Source organism: Oerskovia sp. NPDC057915, from assembly GCF_042887685.1.
In the GTDB taxonomy this organism is placed as follows: domain Bacteria; phylum Actinomycetota; class Actinomycetes; order Actinomycetales; family Cellulomonadaceae; genus Oerskovia.
On the sequence record NZ_JBHVOS010000016.1, the window covers coordinates 58,905 to 75,035 of the forward strand.

At 73.2% G+C, this 16,131-nt stretch carries 20 protein-coding genes; 9 read left to right on the forward strand and 11 right to left on the reverse strand.

Annotated elements, in window-relative coordinates:
• Positions 1 to 132: 132 nt before the first annotated feature.
• The 5 genes from ACFVQ3_RS12160 to ACFVQ3_RS12180 all read left to right on the forward strand — a co-directional run bounded on the left by ACFVQ3_RS12160 (position 133) and on the right by ACFVQ3_RS12180 (position 2,735).
• Positions 133 to 318: a hypothetical protein gene (locus ACFVQ3_RS12160; RefSeq protein WP_387639177.1), complete on the forward strand. Its 186-nt coding sequence runs from the start codon at positions 133 to 135 to the stop codon at positions 316 to 318.
• Entirely contained in the window at positions 315 to 770 is a 456-nt protein-coding gene (locus ACFVQ3_RS12165; RefSeq protein WP_387639180.1) for a hypothetical protein, read from the forward strand. Before ACFVQ3_RS12160 ends, ACFVQ3_RS12165 begins: the two co-directional genes overlap by 4 nt.
• Positions 746 to 1,006: a metal-sensitive transcriptional regulator gene (locus ACFVQ3_RS12170; protein ID WP_387639182.1), complete on the forward strand. Its 261-nt coding sequence runs from the start codon at positions 746 to 748 to the stop codon at positions 1,004 to 1,006. The genes ACFVQ3_RS12165 and ACFVQ3_RS12170 overlap by 25 nt, the downstream gene beginning before the upstream one ends.
• A gap of 194 nt (positions 1,007 to 1,200) precedes the next feature.
• Entirely contained in the window at positions 1,201 to 1,968 is a 768-nt protein-coding gene (locus tag ACFVQ3_RS12175) for an SDR family NAD(P)-dependent oxidoreductase (protein ID WP_387639185.1), read from the forward strand.
• 98 nt (positions 1,969 to 2,066) lie between these two features.
• A complete protein-coding gene (locus ACFVQ3_RS12180) occupies positions 2,067 to 2,735 on the forward strand; it encodes a DinB family protein (protein ID WP_387639187.1) in 669 nt (222 codons plus the stop codon).
• A 136-nt stretch (positions 2,736 to 2,871) separates the two neighbouring features.
• On the opposite strand, the gene ACFVQ3_RS12185 is transcribed toward ACFVQ3_RS12180, so the two are convergent.
• Positions 2,872 to 3,144, reverse strand: a complete 273-nt coding sequence (locus ACFVQ3_RS12185; RefSeq protein ID WP_387639190.1) for a hypothetical protein — start codon at positions 3,142 to 3,144, stop codon at positions 2,872 to 2,874.
• A 146-nt stretch (positions 3,145 to 3,290) separates the two neighbouring features.
• Here ACFVQ3_RS12185 and ACFVQ3_RS12190 point away from each other — a divergent pair, with 146 nt between their 5' ends.
• Positions 3,291 to 3,962, forward strand: a complete 672-nt coding sequence (locus tag ACFVQ3_RS12190) for a DsbA family protein (RefSeq protein ID WP_138826654.1) — start codon at positions 3,291 to 3,293, stop codon at positions 3,960 to 3,962.
• Positions 3,963 to 4,179: 217 nt separating this feature from the next.
• Positions 4,180 to 4,341, forward strand: a complete 162-nt coding sequence (locus ACFVQ3_RS12195) for a hypothetical protein (protein WP_387639193.1) — start codon at positions 4,180 to 4,182, stop codon at positions 4,339 to 4,341.
• A gap of 107 nt (positions 4,342 to 4,448) precedes the next feature.
• On the opposite strand, the gene ACFVQ3_RS12200 is transcribed toward ACFVQ3_RS12195, so the two are convergent.
• The 8 genes from ACFVQ3_RS12200 to ACFVQ3_RS12235 all read right to left on the reverse strand — a co-directional run bounded on the left by ACFVQ3_RS12200 (position 4,449) and on the right by ACFVQ3_RS12235 (position 11,758).
• The gene (locus tag ACFVQ3_RS12200) at positions 4,449 to 5,393 is read right to left on the reverse strand and encodes an ABC transporter ATP-binding protein (protein ID WP_387639196.1); all 945 of its coding nucleotides are present in this window, start codon (positions 5,391 to 5,393) and stop codon (positions 4,449 to 4,451) included.
• Between the two features lie 2 nt (positions 5,394 to 5,395).
• Complete coding sequence (locus ACFVQ3_RS12205; protein WP_387639199.1) at positions 5,396 to 6,487, reverse strand: FecCD family ABC transporter permease; 1,092 nt, start codon at positions 6,485 to 6,487, stop codon at positions 5,396 to 5,398.
• Positions 6,484 to 7,542, reverse strand: coding sequence for a FecCD family ABC transporter permease (locus tag ACFVQ3_RS12210; protein WP_387639201.1), 1,059 nt, complete (start codon positions 7,540 to 7,542; stop codon positions 6,484 to 6,486). Before ACFVQ3_RS12210 ends, ACFVQ3_RS12205 begins: the two co-directional genes overlap by 4 nt.
• A 13-nt stretch (positions 7,543 to 7,555) precedes the next feature.
• Entirely contained in the window at positions 7,556 to 8,614 is a 1,059-nt protein-coding gene (locus ACFVQ3_RS12215) for an iron-siderophore ABC transporter substrate-binding protein (RefSeq protein WP_387639204.1), read from the reverse strand.
• Positions 8,615 to 8,855: 241 nt separating this feature from the next.
• Positions 8,856 to 9,824 (reverse strand): DNA-3-methyladenine glycosylase family protein, encoded by a 969-nt coding sequence (locus ACFVQ3_RS12220; RefSeq protein ID WP_387639207.1) that lies wholly within the window; start codon positions 9,822 to 9,824, stop codon positions 8,856 to 8,858.
• Positions 9,825 to 9,970: 146 nt separating this feature from the next.
• A complete protein-coding gene (locus tag ACFVQ3_RS12225; RefSeq protein ID WP_387639209.1) occupies positions 9,971 to 10,393 on the reverse strand; it encodes an ester cyclase in 423 nt (140 codons plus the stop codon).
• A 112-nt stretch (positions 10,394 to 10,505) separates the two neighbouring features.
• Positions 10,506 to 11,099 carry a ribonuclease H gene (locus ACFVQ3_RS12230; RefSeq protein ID WP_387639211.1) on the reverse strand — a complete coding sequence of 198 codons (594 nt, stop codon included), beginning with the start codon at positions 11,097 to 11,099 and terminating at the stop codon, positions 10,506 to 10,508.
• Positions 11,100 to 11,380: 281 nt separating this feature from the next.
• Positions 11,381 to 11,758, reverse strand: coding sequence for an FKBP-type peptidyl-prolyl cis-trans isomerase (locus ACFVQ3_RS12235; protein ID WP_030151190.1), 378 nt, complete (start codon positions 11,756 to 11,758; stop codon positions 11,381 to 11,383).
• Between the two features lie 123 nt (positions 11,759 to 11,881).
• Here ACFVQ3_RS12235 and ACFVQ3_RS12240 point away from each other — a divergent pair, with 123 nt between their 5' ends.
• Positions 11,882 to 13,000 carry a VIT1/CCC1 family protein gene (locus ACFVQ3_RS12240; RefSeq protein ID WP_387639213.1) on the forward strand — a complete coding sequence of 373 codons (1,119 nt, stop codon included), beginning with the start codon at positions 11,882 to 11,884 and terminating at the stop codon, positions 12,998 to 13,000.
• 252 nt (positions 13,001 to 13,252) lie between these two features.
• Here the strand turns inward: ACFVQ3_RS12240 and ACFVQ3_RS12245 are convergent, their stop codons facing one another.
• Together ACFVQ3_RS12245 and ACFVQ3_RS12250 are read right to left on the reverse strand one after the other, a co-directional pair.
• Positions 13,253 to 14,662 carry a gluconate:H+ symporter gene (locus ACFVQ3_RS12245; RefSeq protein ID WP_387639310.1) on the reverse strand — a complete coding sequence of 470 codons (1,410 nt, stop codon included), beginning with the start codon at positions 14,660 to 14,662 and terminating at the stop codon, positions 13,253 to 13,255.
• Complete coding sequence (locus tag ACFVQ3_RS12250; protein WP_387639216.1) at positions 14,662 to 15,312, reverse strand: gluconokinase; 651 nt, start codon at positions 15,310 to 15,312, stop codon at positions 14,662 to 14,664. Before ACFVQ3_RS12250 ends, ACFVQ3_RS12245 begins: the two co-directional genes overlap by 1 nt.
• A gap of 130 nt (positions 15,313 to 15,442) precedes the next feature.
• On the opposite strand from ACFVQ3_RS12250, the gene ACFVQ3_RS12255 reads away from it, so the two are divergent.
• Positions 15,443 to 16,129: a FadR/GntR family transcriptional regulator gene (locus tag ACFVQ3_RS12255; RefSeq protein ID WP_387639219.1), complete on the forward strand. Its 687-nt coding sequence runs from the start codon at positions 15,443 to 15,445 to the stop codon at positions 16,127 to 16,129.
• Positions 16,130 to 16,131 lie beyond the last annotated feature (2 nt).

Here is a 16,131-nt window from a genome sequence, read left to right on the forward strand (position 1 = left end):
ATCCGGGGCCCCGGCGCACTTGCCCGCCCCCCCCCCCCCTCTTTGCCCTATTTTATGCTTTTACCCCGTGGGGGGGCTGGTCGACTATACCCCCCGGGGTATAGTCGACCTCGACCACCAAGGAGGACCACCATGTGCAGAGCTGTGACCTGCAAGAAGTGCGGCAAGACGACGTGGGCCGGCTGCGGCCAGCACGTCGACGACGTCATGCGGGGCATCCCGCGCACGGACCGCTGCGAGGGGCACGCGGACGAGCCGTCCCCGCAGGCACCGCCGACCTCGTTCCTCGCGAGGCTGTTCGGGTCGAGCAGGTCGTGAGCGATCGGGTCCGCCCCCCGCTGCCCGTCCAGGTGCGGCGCCCGGCGTGGGGGACGTGGGGAAGGCGGCGGCTCGTCGTCGTCGCCCTCCTCGCTCCCGGGCTGCTCGCGCTGCTCGTGGAGGCGGGCGGGGGCTGGACCCACGACGTCGCCCCCCTGTGGCTGGTGCTGCTCGTGGTCGTGGCCGTCGTCGGCGGCCTCACGCTCGCGAGCTACGTCCCGGCCCGGGGCGAGCCCTGGCGGGATACCCTCGGGTGCTCGCCGTGCGCCGTCGTCTCGGGCGGCACGGTGCTCGCCGCCGTGCTCCTGGTCTCCCAGGCGCCGCACCAGGTCGGGATGGTGCTGCCCGCCCTGGCTGTTGTCCTGTTCGGGCTGGTGCAGCGCACGAGCAGCACGCGCGACGCGTGCGCGCGAGGAGAGGAAGAGTCATGGAGCTCGACAAGGACGAGATGAAGAAGGTCTCGAACCGGCTCAAGCGCGCCCAGGGGCAGCTGGCCGCGGTCGTGCGGATGGTCGACGAAGGTGGTGACTGCGCCGACGTCGTGATGCAGCTGTCCGCGGTGTCCAAGGCGCTCGACCGCGCCGGGTTCGCGATCATCGCCTCGGGCATGAAGCAGTGCCTCACGGACGACGAGAACGGCCCGGCGGACGTGCAGAAGCTCGAGAAGCTCTTCCTGTCCCTGACCTAGGCGGGCCGCCCAGCCCCCCAGCCTGCCCGCCCCGTCCATCCGGCCCTCCGGCCCGACGGCGCAGCGCCCGCCGCGCTCTCGCCCTCGCCCGGCACGGTGGCCGAGCAGGACGGGCCGCCCCTGTCGCGCGGCGTGCGGTTCCCCTACTGTGACGACGAGCCGACGCGACCGCTCGGCGCGACCGAGGGGGAGCCATGACGCGTGCGGAGAACGATGCCGGGACGGGTGCCGGGGCGCTCGACGGACGGGTAGCGCTCGTCACGGGCGGGGCGCGCGGGATCGGCGAGGGGACGGTCCGTGCGCTGCACGCCGCGGGCGCGCACGTCGTGATCGCGGACGTCGCGGACAGGCAAGGAGCGGCGCTCGCGGCCAGGCTCGGTGACCGGGCGCGGTTCGTCCACCTCGACGTGAGGGACGAGGCCGCGTGGACCCGGGCGGTCAAGGGCGTCGTCGCCGGCCTCGGGACCGTCGACGTCCTGGTCAACAACGCGGGCATCGCCAACGCAGCACCGATCGAGAAGCTCACCACGGACAGGTGGGACGCGGTCCTCGCCGTGAACCTCACGGGCGTGTTCCTCGGCTGCCGCACGGTCGTCCCCGTCATGAAGGCGCAGGGGCGTGGCTCGATCGTCAACATCTCGTCGGTCGACGGCCTGCGGGGCAGCCCCGCCGTGCACGCCTACACGGCCGCGAAGTTCGGCGTGCGAGGCCTGTCGAAGTCGCTCGCGGTCGAGCTCGGCGAGTTCGGCATCCGGGTCAACTCGGTGCACCCCGGCTACGTCCGCACCCGCATGACCTCGCGCATCGACCCCGACCACCTCGACATCCCCCTGGGGCGCCCGGGCCGTGCGGCAGAGATCGCGGACACCGTCGTGTTCCTCGCGAGCGACGCGTCGTCGTACACGACCGGGGCCGAGCTCGTGGTCGACGGCGGCCTGGTCGCGGGCATCCCGCGCCGCTGACGGTCGCCTCGCCCGTGCGTGCCTCCCGCCCAGGCCCGGCACCTCCGCCGCCGCTGCCCGGGAGGCGACCGTGCACGCCCCGGGGGATGATCGCGAAGGTGAGCAGGACGCCCGGGGCGAGCGACGCCGTCGGGCAGGAGACCCCCCAGGAGCCACCCATGAGCGACGACGCGACCTACGGCAGCCCCGTCTTCGACTGGTCCGTGCTGACCGTCCCGTCCCCGCTCGCGATGGTGCGCGGGCAGCTCGGGTTCTCGTGGCTCGAGCTGCTCGGACGGCTCGTGACCCTCGACCAGGACGAGTTCGAGTGGGAGCCCGGGCCCGACGCGCTGCGTGTCGTGCGGCGCGGGGAGGAGCGCTCGCCCCGCACGCTCGGGGTCGGCGAGTGGGTCATGGAGTGGCCCGAGGGGTCGGACTCGCCGCAGCCGCGGACCATCGCGTGGCTCGTCGCGCACCTCACGGAGGCGTTCTTCGAGCGGTGGGAGTGGACGTTCGGCGACCGCATCGCCCGGCGGGACACCGTGGCGTTCTCGGGCGAGGTGGACCCCGCGGTCGAAGGGCTCACGCGCTGGGTCGACCTGTGGCGCGACGGCGTGGACGGGCTGCCCGACGACGAGGTCTTCACGGTCGGGCTCGGCCAGGCGACCGAGATCGACGCCCAGGCGCCGTTCGGGCACCTCGTGCTCCACATGAACCGCGAGCTCATCCACCACGGCGCCGAGATCATGGTGCTGCAGGACCTGTACCGGGCGCGGGCCGCGGACTGAACCACCCCGACGACGCGCCACCCCGACGACGCGCCACCCCGACGACGCGCCACCCCGACGACGCGCCACCCCCACGGGGCGGCGCGCCGTCGTGCTGCGCGGACGGGACTCTCGGCGACGTCGCCGAGAGCGTCGGTCAGCGCCGGGCGATGAAGTGGTACTCGCCGCCCGCGTACGTGCAGGAGCCGACGACGTACCCGCGGTTGCGCCACTCGGCGCGTCCCGCGTTGCAGCTCGCCAGCGTCGTGAAGCCACCGACCACGACCGGTGTGCTGAGGAGCGCGACCTGCCCGCTGAGAGGTGCGGCCTGGCCGCTGAGGGGCGCCGCGCTCGCCGGAGCCGCAGCCCCGACCAGAGCGGTGACACCGACTGCTGCGGAGACGAGGGCTCCGATGACCTTGTTTCGCATGTTCTCCCCTGATTCATCCGAATGCCCTGTTTCGGGCACGTCGCCCATCCTGGCCACAGGGCTGGTCGGCCCGCAACCGGAGAGGCGTCGGCAGGATCACACGTTCCCGGGGAATCCCCGGCCCGCGCCCACGGTTGAGAACCGTCATGAGCGAAAAGGTGAAGGTCGACATCTGGTCCGACGTGGCGTGCCCCTGGTGCTACGTCGGCAAGCGCCGCTTCGAGACGGCGCTGGCCGGCTTCGCAGGCCGCGACGACGCCCCCGAGGTGGAGATCGAGTACCACTCGTTCGAGCTCGCGCCGGACACCCCGGTCGACTTCGAGGGGACCGAGGTCGACTTCCTGGCCAAGCACAAGGGCATGCCCAAGGGGCAGGTCGAGCAGATGCTCGGGCAGATGACGACGGTCGCCGCAGCGGAGGGGCTCGCGTACGACTTCGACGCCCTCCAGCACACCAAGACCCTCAAGGCGCACGAGCTGCTGCACCTCGCGAAGTCGCGCGGCAAGCAGGTCGAGATGAAGGAGCGCCTCCTCAAGGCGTACTTCGAGCAGGGGCGCCACGTCGGGCGCATCGACGAGCTCGTCGCGCTCGCGACCGAGGTCGGTCTGGACGCCGACGAGGTCCGTACGGCCCTCGAGAACGGTGACTTCGCGGACGACGTCGAGCAGGACATCGCGCAGGCGCGCGCCTACGGCATCAGTGGCGTCCCGTTCTTCGTGTTCAACGGGAAGTACGGGGTGTCGGGGGCGCAGGACCCGGCCGTCTTCACGCAGGTCCTCGACCAGGTCGTCGCGGACGCCGCGGAGTCCGTGGCCTGACGCTCCGGCTCACGCCGGTCCCGCGCCGCCTCCGCCTACCGGGCGGAAAGCGACCGAGATCACAGCAGGAGCGGTAGCGAATGCGACCGAGTATCAGCCAGACTGTCGGAAACCCGCAGCGTCGCTGGTCCCGGTGGCACCGCGGCCGTCCGCCCGTCGAGACGGCAAGCCTTCCCACCACCCACGAGCACCGCAGCACGTGACATCAGGAGATCCCATGACTGACACCATCCAGGAAAACCTCTTCCACTCGATCGCGAACCCGCGCCGCACGACGCTCGTGACGGTCTCGGCCGCCGAGGCCGCCGCGCCGTTCACGATGGTCGGCAGCGACGACGCCGCGGTGTGCGTCGACGGGGTGTGCGCACTCCCCGAGTGATCCTCCCTGGCGGGCACCTGGCCGGCCGCCGACGCACCGGTCGAGAACGAGGTTCGGGTCGTCCTGGCACCCAGGACGGCCCGGACCCCGTTCTCGGCAGCCGAGGCTCAGCCTCGGTGGTGGCGTCCCATGGGGACGAGCGTCGGGGTCCCGGTGAGGGGGTCGGGCACGACGAGAGAGTCCAGGCCGAACACCTCGCGCACCATCTGCGCGTCCACCACGTCGCCCGGCGCGCCCTCGGCGTGCACCCGGCCGTCGCGCATCGCGACGAGGCGGTCGGAGTAGCGGCACGCCATGTCGAGGTCGTGCAGCACCATGACGACCGTGGTCCCGCGTGACTGGTTGAGGTCCACGAGCAGGTCGAGCACGTCGATCTGGTGCGCGATGTCGAGGAACGTCGTCGGCTCGTCGAGCAGCAGCAGGTCGGTGCGCTGCGCGAGCGCCATCGCGATCCAGACGCGCTGCCGCTGCCCGCCGGACAGCTCGTCGACGGACCTCTCGGCCAGTTCGAGCGTCCCGGTCGAGGCGAGCGCGTCGGCCACGGCCTCGTCGTCGTCCGCGGTCCAGCGCCGGAACCAGCCCTGGTGGGGGTAGCGGCCACGGCCCACGAGGTCGGCGACGGTGATGCCGTCGGGGGCGACGGGGCTCTGGGGCAGCAGGCCGAGCGTGGTCGCGACCTGCTTGGTGGGCATCGAGCGGATGTCCTCGCCGTCGAGCAGGACGGCCCCGCCCACGGGCTTGAGCAGGCGCGCGAGGCCGCGCAGCAGCGTCGACTTGCCGCAGCCGTTCGAGCCGACGATCGACGTGATCCTCCCGGCCGCGACCGTCAGGCTCAGGTCCTCGACGACGCGGCGCTCGTCGTAGGCGAGCGACACGTGGTCGGCGGCGAGCGTGTGCGTCCCGGCGGTCCGCGCGGCAGCGCGCCCGGCGGCACCCCCGCCTGCGGCTTCGCCGCGCACGGTCTGCCCGTCGGCCGGATGCCCGTCGGCCGGACGCCCGACGGCGTCGCTCGCCTCGGGAGCGCCCCCGGAGGTCTCGGGGTGGTCGGTCATTCTCAGCCTCCGCGTCCGGAACGGTTGGTGCGCACGAGCAGCCACAGCAGGTAGGGGGCGCCGACGATGCCCGTGACGACCCCGACGGGCAGGGTCACGTCGGGGATCGCGAACTGTGCGACGAGGTCGGAGCCGAGCACGAGCAGGGCACCCACGAGCGCCGCGGGCACGAGCGCGAGCCGGCCGTCGGCCAGCGTGCGGCGGGCGATGGGGGCCGCGACGAGCGCGACGAACGCGACGGGGCCCACGACCGCGACGGCCGACCCCGCGAGCCCGACGGCGACGAGGATCAGCAAGAGCCGGGAGCGTTCGACGCGGATGCCGAGCGCGGCCGCGGCGTCGTCGCCCAGCTCGAGCGAGCGCAGCCGCGGGGCCAGGTAGGCCGTGAGCGGCACGAGCACCGCGAAGCAGACGAGCAGCGGGTTCAGCGTCGACCAGTCGGAGCGTGCGAGCGAGCCCGTGATCCACACGAGCGCGGCCTGCGCGTCGCGCACGTCGCTCGTCGTGAGGACCCACGAGACCACGCTCATGCACAGGGCCGCGACGCCGATCCCGATCAGGACCAGCCGGTACCCGGCCACGCCGCCGCGCCACGCGAGCAGGTAGATCGCGACGGCCGCGACGAGCGACCCCGCGAGCACCAGTCCCGTGAGCGCGAGCCCGCTGATACCCAGCACCACGACACCCAGGACTCCCGCGGCGCTCGCGCTCTGCGTGATCCCGATGATGTCGGGGCTCGCGAGCGGGTTGCGCACGATCGACTGGAACAGCGCCCCCGAGAGGCCCAGCGCGGCCCCCACGACCAGGGCCGTGAGCAGGCGCGGGAGGCGCAGCTCGACGATCACGAACTGCGTGAGGACGTCCGCGCGGCCCAGGACGGTGTCGAGGATGCCGGACAACGGGACGGACGCGTCGCCGAGCGTCATCCCGACCGCGGCGAGCACCACGAGCGCGACCGACAGGCCCGCGACCAGGCGCGCCTCGCGCACCCGCCCACGGTGACGCGAGGACCGGGCGACGTCGACGCCCGGGCGTGCGGCGCCGTCGGGCAGGCCGTGCGGGGAGCCGGCGGGCAGCGTGGCCCGGGCGCTCACAGCGACACCGTCTTCCCGCGCCGGACCAGCGCGATGAACAGGGGCGCGCCCACGACCGCCGTGACCACGCCCACCTGGAGCTCGCCCGGGCGTGCCACGACGCGGCCGATCACGTCGCACCCGACGAGCAGCACGGGCGCCGCGACGGCCGCGTACGGCAGCACCCACCGGTAGTCCAGCCCGACGACGTAGCGCGCCACGTGCGGGACGACGAGCCCCACGAAGGCCACGGGGCCGACGGCCGCGGTCGCAGCCCCGCACAGCAGCACGATCGCGACACCCGCGACCACGCGCGTGCGGGTCACGTCCTGCCCGAGGCCGCGTGCGACGTCGTCGCCCAGGGCCAGGCCGTTGAGCGAGCGCCCTAGCGCGAGGGCCAGCACCAGGCCCACGACGACGAACGGCAGCACCTGCCACACGACGGTCGAGCCGCGGGCCGCGAGCGAACCGACCTGCCAGAAGCGCATGAGGTCGAGCGCGGCGCGGTCGACCAGGAGGACCGCGGTCACGACCGAGGTGAGCGCGGCCGTGACGGCCGCCCCGGCGAGGGCGAGCTTGACCGGTGTCGCACCCTCGCGCCCCACGCTCGCGACGCCGTAGACCACGGCTGCCGCGACGGCCGCACCCGCGAACGCGAACCACACGTAGCCACCGACCTGCGAGACCCCGAAGAACGAGATCGCGCCGACCACGAAGAGCGACGCGCCCGCGCTGATGCCCAGCAGGCCCGGGTCGGCGAGCGGGTTGCGCGTCAGTCCCTGCATGAGGGTGCCCGCGGCGCCGAGAGCGGCCCCCGCGACCAGGCCCACGAGCGTGCGGGGCACGCGCTTCTCGATCACGACGAGGTGGTCGGGGTTGGTCGGGTCGTAGCTCGTCAGGGCGTCCATGACGACGCTCAGCGGCAGGGCGTTGGCCCCGACCGCGAGGCTCAGCGCGCACACCGCGGCCAGCGCGACGACCAGGACCACGAGCCCCACAGCGAGACGCCGAGCACGGGCCGGGCGACGAGAGGTCGCCCGGCCCGTGCCGGCGTCGGTGCTGTGGGTCGTGCTCATGGGTGGTGTGAGACTACGACACCTTCTCGGCGGCGGTCGCGAGCTGCGGCACGTACTGGTCGAGCATCCACGGGATCGACAGGGCCGTGGGGGCGCTCGACGCCATGACGAACGACTCGCCCACGATCGGGGCGAAGCGGCCCTCGGCGACGGTGGGCATCGCGGCGATGACCGGGTCGGCCACGAACGTGTCGACGTCGGCCTGCGTGGCGAAGTACATGATGAGGACGTCGGTCTCGATCTTGGAGACGTTCTCGTAGCTCAGCGGGTACCAGAAGGTCCCGGACGACGGGTCGGCGTCGAGCTCCGCGACGCTCGGCGAGAGCGTCATGCCGAGGTCCTCGACGACCTGGACGCGCGGGTCGCCGGCGCGGTAGACATTGAGCTGGTCCGCGGTGTTCGCGGCCGCGTAGAGGAAGGACTTGTCCTTGATGACCGGGTAGGCGTCCGACTGCGCGGTGATGCCGGCGTTCGTCTCCTCGAGCAGGGCGTCGGCCTCGTCGGACAGGCCCAGTGCCTTGCCGACGATGTCGAGCTGGTCCTGCCACGACAGCGACCACGGCTCGTCGGGGTACGCGACGACGGGAGCGATCTTGGAGAGCTTGTCGAACTCCTCCTGCGTGATGCCCGAGTAGGGGGCCAGGATGACGTCGGGCTTGGCGGCCACGACCTCCTCGAACGGGACCTCGCTCGTGTCGCCGCCCGAGAGCAGGGTCGGCGTCTCGGCACCCATCTCGTCGAGCTTCTCGGCGACCCAGGGGAGCACGCCGTCGGCGTTGCCGCCGTACTTGTAGGCGGGCATGGCGACGGGAACGACGTCGAGCGCGAGGACGGCGTCCTGCGTCGACCAGCCCCACGTCACGACGCGCTCGGGCTTCTCCTCGATGACGGCCTCGCCGAGCGCGCTCTCGATCGTCACGGGGAAGGCGCCCTCGGCCGCGGCGCTGCCGCCCGCGGGCGACGAGGTGTCGTCGGTGGACCCGCCGGAGCAGGCTCCCAGGGCGAACGCGGTGGCGACGGTCGCGGCGACCAGCGCTGCGGGCCGGAGCCCTCGAGAGACGGTGCGGGACATGAGGCTCCTCGGTCGGTGCTGCACGGGGTGGTGGTGCTAGAGGTAAGGCTAACCTCATGACCTGGGAGCCTCTGACGGAGGGGGCCCGCACGACCCAGTGGGATGGTTCACAACGCGCTGTCATCTCCCGGCCGGGACGTGTCGGAAACCGGCGCGCCTTGCGGGGCCGAGAACGAGGTTGAGGTCGTTCTGACAGCCTTGGCGACCTCAACCCCGTGCTCGAGCGCGAGGAAGCTCGTGCTCAGTTGGCCCGGTGGTCCTGGATCGAGAGTCTGGGGCCTCGCCGCGGCGCGTGACCCCGGCCCGACACCTCGAGCAGCCGCACGACCCGGTACCGGTGCGGTGCGTACGGGGCGAGGAGGCGCAGCATCCCGGCGTCGTCGGTCCGTTCGCCGGTCAGCGCCCACCCGACGGCCTTGGCCAGGTGGAAGTCCCCGACCGACACCGCGTCCGCGTCGCCGAGCGCCCGCTGCGCGACCTCGGCGGCCGTCCACACCCCGACCCCGGGCACGAGCTGCAACCGCGCCTGGGCCGCGGCCGGGGCCATCGCGGCGCACTCCTCGAGCCGTCGCTCGACCCGGGCGCACTCGGCGACGGTCCGGGCCCGTCGCGGGTCGACCCCTGCGCGGTGCCAGTCCCACGTGGGGATCGTGGCCCAGGTCCGGGCGTCGGGCACGACCCGCATGCCCTCGGGCGCGGGGCCCGGCGCGGCCGTCCCGTACCGCACGAGCAGCCAGCGCCACGCGTGGTGCGCGGTCACGGTCTGCACCTTCTGCTCGAGGACCGCGGGCACCAACGCCTCGAGCACCCGCCCGGTGCGGGGCACGCGCAGGCCGGGGTGCCTGCGGTGCGCGTCCGCGAGGGGAGCGGGCGGCTCGAAGGAGGCTGCGTCGTCGGGCTCTCCGAGGAGCGACGGGAGCGACGCGGCGAGCTCGCCCGCCCCGGGCCCCCACGCCTGCCCGACGACGTCACTCGCCCCCGCCTGCACCAGGCGGTAGGTGACGGGTCCGGTCGGGAAGAGGCTCGTGCGCCAGGTCCCGGCGTGCGGGCCGCCCGGCACCACGCGGAAGGTGGGGTCGTAGGGGCCGCGGGCGAGCTTCGCGAGCGTCGAGCGCAGGTCGAGCGGGCGCTCGGAGCGCAGCGCGAGGGGGAGCGGGTCCCCCGCCCCGGGCCCGGTGAGGGCTGGTGCGGAGAGCGGGGACGCGGTCATCGCCCCAGTGTCGCACCGCCACCTGAGCCCCCGGCCTCTGGCCGCCGAGCGGGGTCGCCGAGCGGGGCCGCCGAGAACGGGATGGAGGTTGTCATGGACCCCGGAACGACCGCAACGTCGTTCTCGGCGCCCAGGGCCGGTCCGGCTCAGCCCGCAGCGAGCTGCGCCGTCAGGCCTGCCCGGTCGATCTGCATCCAGTACTCGACGATCAGCCCGTCCTCGACCCGGTACACACAGCTCGCGACCTGGACCAGGGGCCGGCCCGTCGGGGCGTGGCCGTCGATCTCGCCCACGTGGTTCCCCTCCTGGGTCCACCGCACGTAGACCTTGTCGCCCGCGGCGAGGACCTCGTCGACCGTGAGCCGGAACGGGCCGTAGGCCGCGATCATCTCCTCGACGTGCTCGGCGTACTGCTCGGGCGTGCGCTCGACCGTGGTCGGGTCCTCGGCCTGGACCTGGTGGGCGCGCACGTGGGGGGCCATGAAGTCGCCGGCCCGGTGCGGGGCCGTGCCCGAGCGGACGACGGCGAAGAACTCGCGGACCAGGACCTCGGCAGTGGGAGAGCTCATGGGTACATCCTGCCGAGCCACCGCCCGGTCCGGCGGACCACGTCCAGAACGGGCTCGAGGTCGCCACCGACGCGGTGGCGACCTCAAGCCCGTTCTCGGCAGCCCGCGAGGGTCAGTCGAAGAGCGTCGACTCGGTCCAGGCCTCGGCAGCGGCCCGGCTCGCCGCGCTCGCGCCGACCTTCGCCGCCGGGCGTGCAGCGACCGCCGGGCGCTTGGCCGCAGGAGCGGCCACGAGGTCGTCCGTCCCCGCGAGCGTCGCGCGCTCCTCGCCACGACCCGCGGCCCAGTCCTGCGCCGCGAGGCCCGCGAGCTGGTCGGCCCGCTCGTTGAAGTGGTTGCCGACGTGCCCGCGCACCCACCGGAACCGCACGGGCCCGGGGCGTGCCTGGATCGCGGCCTCGATGCCCTGCACGAGCTCGAGGTTCTTCACGGGGCTGCCGCCGGCCGTCCGCCAGCCCTTGCGCTTCCATCCCTCGAGCCACTCCGACGCGCACTTGATGGCGTACTGGGAGTCGGACTCGATGAGGAGCGGCTCGGCGCTGGGGTGGGCGCGTACCGCTTCCAGCAGAGCCATGAGCTCCGCGATCTGGTTCGTCCCGGAGGCTGCGCCGCCGGAGTCGAAGGTTCCGTCGTGGTTGATCCACGCCCAACCGATCGCTCCACCCGGGTTGACCAGGCACGAGCCGTCGGTGCTGACAGTGATCACTTGTGCGTCCTCGCTCATCGGAGTCGGAAGTCCGTCGCGCCCATTGTCCCCGACTTTCCGGGGCGCAGGGACCGCCGTCTGCCGGCCCCGGCCCGACGGCGCAGCGCACCCGGGTGACCTGCGTGCGTTCCGCCGTCGGGCGCCTGGGATCTCGTGCGGACCGGCGTGACCGGAAACTCACCCCCGCCCCAGCCAGCGGTCGGGAGTGTCCCGGAGAGCACGACGCCCCCGCCCCCACCGGCGGACCGAGGGAGCGGGGGCGACGCGTGATCAGGCGGTGGTCAGCTGACGCCGAGCAGGTCGATCACGAAGACGAGCGTCTTGCCGGACAGGCGGTGGCCACCACCGGCCGGGCCGTAGGCGAGCTCCGGGGGGCAGACGAGCTTGCGGCGCCCGCCGACCTTCATCCCCGGGATGCCCTGCTGCCAGCCGGCGATGAGGCTGCGCAGCGGGAAGTTGATGGACTGGCCGCGGCTCCAGGACGAGTCGAACTCCTCGCCGGAGTCGTACTCGACGCCCAGGTAGTGGACGTTGACGGTCGAGCCGGGCTGCGCCTCGGCGCCGTCGCCGACGATCAGGTCGGTGACCTCGAGCTCGGTGGGGGCCGGACCCTCGGGGGCGTCGACCTCAGGACGAGTGCGTTCGGTGTTCTCGGACATGCTCCGATCCAACCACGCCGCACCCCCGCGCGGGCTGTCGCAACTCCCGAGAACCGCAGAACCGTGCGGAAAAGTTGGGGATCCCGAAACCCACGGGGGCTCTTTTCTTGCCATGATGAACGCATGACTCCCCCCGCCACCCCGACCTCCGGCGTGCCCGCAGACGCAGGCGCGGACCGCCGTCGGACACCCCAGGACATCCGCCGCTGGCGCCGCTACCTGGCCGACGAGCGTGCCGAGGCCGCGACCTACCGCGACCTCGCCTCGCGCCGCAGCGGCGAGGAGAAGGAGATCCTCCTGGCGCTCGCCGACGCCGAGAAGCGGCACGAGGACCACTGGCTCGCGCTGCTCGGCGACGACGTCGGCAAGCCGCTGCGGGGCGACTGGCGCACGCGGTCCCTCGGGCTGTTCGCCCGGCGCTTCGGCGGGGTCTTCGTGCTCGCGCTCGCCCAGCGGGCCGAGGCCCGTTCGACGTACGAGACCGACGCCGACGCGACCGCCACGATGGCCGCCGACGAGCGCATCCACGAGGAGGTCGTGCGGGGGCTCGCGACGCGCGGGCGCATGCGCATGTCGGGGACGTTCCGCGCCGCGGTGTTCGGCGCGAACGACGGCCTCGTGTCGAACCTCGCGCTGATCCTCGGGATCGGGGCGTCGGGCGCGTCGAACGCGACCGTGCTGCTCTCGGGCCTCGCGGGCCTGCTCGCGGGTGCGTTGTCGATGGGTGCGGGCGAGTACGTGTCGGTCCGCTCGCAGCGCGAGCTGCTCGACGCGTCGACGCCCAGCCCGCTGGCCTCGGCCGCGCTGCCGCACCTCGACGTCGACGCGAACGAGCTCGCGCTCGTCTACCGGGCGAGGGGCCTGGCGCCCGACGAGGCGGAGAAGCACGCGTGCGAGGTCCTGTCGACGTACACGGCCGCGACGGTGATCGCCCCCGCCGCCGAGGACGACGAGTTCGAGACCCACGGCTCCGCGATGGGCGCTGCGGTGTCGTCGTTCCTGTTCTTCGCATCGGGTGCGCTCATCCCTGTGCTGCCGTACCTGTTCGGCCTCCAGGGCGGGGTGGCGATCCTCGTCGGCAGCGCGCTCGTGGGGCTTGCGCTGCTCGGGACGGGCGCCACGGTCGGGCTCCTGTCTGGGGCGTCGCCCGTCAAGCGCGCGCTGCGCCAGCTCGCGATCGGGTTCGGGGCCGCGGCCGCGACGTACGCGCTGGGCCTGGTCTTCGGGGCGACGGTCGCGTAGTCGTTCTCGTCGGGCTGCCCGACGGCGGTGCTCGCCCTTCCGTCGGCGGCTCGCCCGGGCGGGCGCGTGCGGCGCCGGCATGCGCGGTGCGGGCGTGCGGCGCCGGGCGGGCGCGTGCAGCCGAGGCGGTCTCCCGGAGGGTCCTGCTCCTGCGGAGCGGCAACGATTGTTGCCGCTCCGCAGGAACGCACACCTGCCTGGTGGCCCGGTGGTACCCGGTAGCCAGGTGGCCCGGTGGCCCGGGGACCTGCGTTAGACGACCACGCCCAGCAGCAGGATCACGACCAGTGCCACGACGGACAGCACGCACTCCATGACGGACCACGTCTTGAACGTCTGGCCCACCGTCATGCCGAAGTACTCCTTGATGAGCCAGAACCCGGCGTCGTTCACGTGGGACAGGAACACCGAGCCCGCGCCGATCGCGAGGACCAGCAGCGCGGCGTGCGTGGGCTCGAGCCCGACCGCGAGCGGGGCCATGATCCCGGCGGCCGTGATGGTCGCGACCGTCGCGGACCCGGTCGCCACGCGGATGAGCGCCGCGACGAGCCAGCCCGCGAGGAGCGGCGACAGGTTCGCGTCGGAGATGCCGCTCGCGATGACGTCGCCCACGCCCGAGTCGACGAGCGTCTGCTTGAAGCCGCCGCCCGCTCCCACGATGAGCAGGATGCCCGCGATCGGGGCGAAGGACTTGTCGACGAGCGAGCTGATCTCGTCGCGCGTGCGGCCCATCGCGCTGCCGAACGCGACGAGCGACACGAGCGACGTGATGAGCAGGGCGACCAGCGGCGTCCCGATGAACTCGAGCCCCTTGCCGACGGGGGTGTCCAGCGTGCCGGTCGTCTCGACGACGGTCCGGGCGAGCATGAGGATCACGGGCAGCAGGACCACGGTGACGGCGACCGCGAAGCTCGGGCGGGGTGCGCCCTCGTCCCGTTCACTCACACCGAGGACGGTCGTGGGCGGGGGCAGCTTGACCCATGCGGCGAGCGGCTTGGCGAGCAGGGGGCCCGCGACGATCACTGTCGGCACGGCCACGAGGAGCCCGAGTCCGAGCGTCAGCCCGAGGTTCGCGCCGAGCGCGTCGATCGCGAGCAGCGGTCCGGGGTGCGGGGGCACGAGGCCGTGCAGCGCGGACAGGCCCGCGAGGGCCGGGATGCCGACGAGGATCGGGGAGACCTTGGAACGGCGGGCCACCATCATGACCACGGGGATGAGCAGGACGACGCCGACCTCGAAGAACAGCGGGATGCCGATCACGAACGCGATGAGCGCCATGGCCCAGGGGAGTCGTCGCACGGGCGTGCGCGCGAGGATCGTGTCGACGATCTGGTCGGCTCCGCCCGAGTCGATGAGCATCTTGCCGATGATCGCGCCGAGCGCGATGAGGACGCCGACCCCGGCGACGGTCGACCCGAGCCCCGCCGAGAAGCTCACGAACGCGCTGACGAAGTCGATGCCCGCGACGATCGCGAGGACCGCCGAGCCGATCATGAGGGACAGGAACGGGTGGAGCTTGAGCCACACGATCAGGACGATGATCGTCGCGATCCCGACGACGGCCGCGAGGATCAGCTGGGCTGTCCCGGCGTCGGTCGTGGGCGTCTCGGTGGCTGCGCGCAGGGCGCCCGCGGCGAGCGGGTGCGAGGCGAGGGTGAGCATCATCGCTCCTCGGTGTCGGTGCTGGGGTCGCCCGCCAGGTGGCGGGGCGAGCGGGGGATCGTGGGGTGGGGCAGGGCGCTGGTCGCGAGGATCCGGTCGACGAGCTCCTCGGGCGGGGTGCCGACGTCGAGCGTGACCCCGTCCTCGTCGGCCGCGAGGGGTTCGAGCGTCGCGAGCTGCGACGGCAGCAGCGATGCGGGCATGAAGTGTCCGCTGCGGTGCGTCATGCGCTCCTCGAGGAGCTCGGGGCTCCCGGTGAGGTGCACGAACCGCACGCGTCCGTGGGCCGTGCGCAGCAGGTCGCGGTACGTGCGCTTGAGGGCCGAGCAGGTCACGACGGCGGAGTCGCCCTCGGCGGCCTGCTGGTCGAGCCAGTCGCGCATCGCGCGGAGCCAGGGCCAGCGGTCCTCGTCGGTGAGCGGGGTGCCGGCGCTCATCTTGTCGATGTTGGCCTGCGGGTGGAACTCGTCGGCCTCGGCGTACGGGCGGTGCGTGCGCTCGGCGAGCAGGGTCGCGACCGTCGTCTTGCCCGAGCCCGCGACGCCCATGATGACGAGGTGCACGGGGCCGGGTTCGTCCGCCGGGTCCGGTGTCGCGGCGAGCGAGGCTGCGGCGATGGGCGCCGGGGTGGGGGTGACGTCTGTGTCCATGAGGGGTTCCTTGGCCTGTCGACTGCTGCGTCGTGCGCGGACCTCTACGGCCGCCGTTCGAGCATGCACGATTGGTATCACCTTTGGCAAACAATGGTGTGACCAATGGTGGACGCCGTAGGCTCGACCCATGTCCGCGACGGTGCTCCACAGCTCGGTGACCGACGTCCTCGGTCAGCGCATCACCGCAGGTCACCTCCCTGCGGGCAGCACGCTGACCCTCGACGGGATCGGTACCGAGTTCGGCGTCTCGCGCACCGTGACCCGCGAGACCATGCGTCAGCTCGAGGCGCTCGGTCTCGTGCGCTCGGGCCGACGCATCGGCCTCGTCGTCCTCCCCGAGCAGGACTGGAGCGTCTACGACGCCCGCATCATCCGCTGGCGCCTCGCCGGACCCGGCCGCGACGCCCAGCTCAGGTCGCTCACGGAGCTGCGCTGCGCCGTCGAACCCCTTGCCGCGGCCGGCGCCGCACGGCACGCGACCCCCGAGGCCCGGACCGAGGCCGTCGAGCTCGCCGCACGCATGCGCGAGCTCGGCGAGGCCGGGCGGCTCGAGGAGTTCCTCGAGCTCGACATCCGCCTGCACGCCCTGCTCCTGCGCTCGTGCGGCAACGAGATGTTCGCGGCGCTCACCGACGTCGTCGGCGAGGTGCTCGCAGGGCGCACGCACCTGGGGCTCATGCCGCAGGCGCCCGTCGCCGAGGCCCTCGACGAGCACGAGGCGGTCGCCCGCGCCGTCGCGGCCGGCGACCCCGTGGAGGCGGAGCGCGCCATGGCGGCGCTCGTGGGCGAGGTCCGGGCGGCGCTCGCGGAGTGAGG

What these genes read in the sequence shown, in the direction of transcription:
- ACFVQ3_RS12225 (WP_387639209.1), bottom strand. Translation starts at nt 10,393, where the DNA reads ATGAGCTCTCCCACTGCCGAGGTCCTGGTCCGCGAGTTCTTCGCCGTC.
- ACFVQ3_RS12190 (WP_138826654.1), top strand. Translation starts at nt 3,291, where the DNA reads ATGAGCGAAAAGGTGAAGGTCGACATCTGGTCCGACGTGGCGTGCCCC.
- ACFVQ3_RS12250 (WP_387639216.1), bottom strand. Translation starts at nt 15,312, where the DNA reads ATGGACACAGACGTCACCCCCACCCCGGCGCCCATCGCCGCAGCCTCG.
- ACFVQ3_RS12245 (WP_387639310.1), bottom strand. Translation starts at nt 14,662, where the DNA reads ATGCTCACCCTCGCCTCGCACCCGCTCGCCGCGGGCGCCCTGCGCGCA.
- ACFVQ3_RS12195 (WP_387639193.1), top strand. Translation starts at nt 4,180, where the DNA reads ATGACTGACACCATCCAGGAAAACCTCTTCCACTCGATCGCGAACCCG.
- ACFVQ3_RS12175 (WP_387639185.1), top strand. Translation starts at nt 1,201, where the DNA reads ATGACGCGTGCGGAGAACGATGCCGGGACGGGTGCCGGGGCGCTCGAC.
- ACFVQ3_RS12235 (WP_030151190.1), bottom strand. Translation starts at nt 11,758, where the DNA reads ATGTCCGAGAACACCGAACGCACTCGTCCTGAGGTCGACGCCCCCGAG.
- ACFVQ3_RS12160 (WP_387639177.1), top strand. Translation starts at nt 133, where the DNA reads ATGTGCAGAGCTGTGACCTGCAAGAAGTGCGGCAAGACGACGTGGGCC.
- ACFVQ3_RS12210 (WP_387639201.1), bottom strand. Translation starts at nt 7,542, where the DNA reads ATGAGCACGACCCACAGCACCGACGCCGGCACGGGCCGGGCGACCTCT.
- ACFVQ3_RS12255 (WP_387639219.1), top strand. Translation starts at nt 15,443, where the DNA reads ATGTCCGCGACGGTGCTCCACAGCTCGGTGACCGACGTCCTCGGTCAG.
- ACFVQ3_RS12215 (WP_387639204.1), bottom strand. Translation starts at nt 8,614, where the DNA reads ATGTCCCGCACCGTCTCTCGAGGGCTCCGGCCCGCAGCGCTGGTCGCC.
- ACFVQ3_RS12200 (WP_387639196.1), bottom strand. Translation starts at nt 5,393, where the DNA reads ATGACCGACCACCCCGAGACCTCCGGGGGCGCTCCCGAGGCGAGCGAC.
- ACFVQ3_RS12220 (WP_387639207.1), bottom strand. Translation starts at nt 9,824, where the DNA reads ATGACCGCGTCCCCGCTCTCCGCACCAGCCCTCACCGGGCCCGGGGCG.
- ACFVQ3_RS12170 (WP_387639182.1), top strand. Translation starts at nt 746, where the DNA reads ATGGAGCTCGACAAGGACGAGATGAAGAAGGTCTCGAACCGGCTCAAG.
- ACFVQ3_RS12185 (WP_387639190.1), bottom strand. Translation starts at nt 3,144, where the DNA reads ATGCGAAACAAGGTCATCGGAGCCCTCGTCTCCGCAGCAGTCGGTGTC.
- ACFVQ3_RS12240 (WP_387639213.1), top strand. Translation starts at nt 11,882, where the DNA reads ATGACTCCCCCCGCCACCCCGACCTCCGGCGTGCCCGCAGACGCAGGC.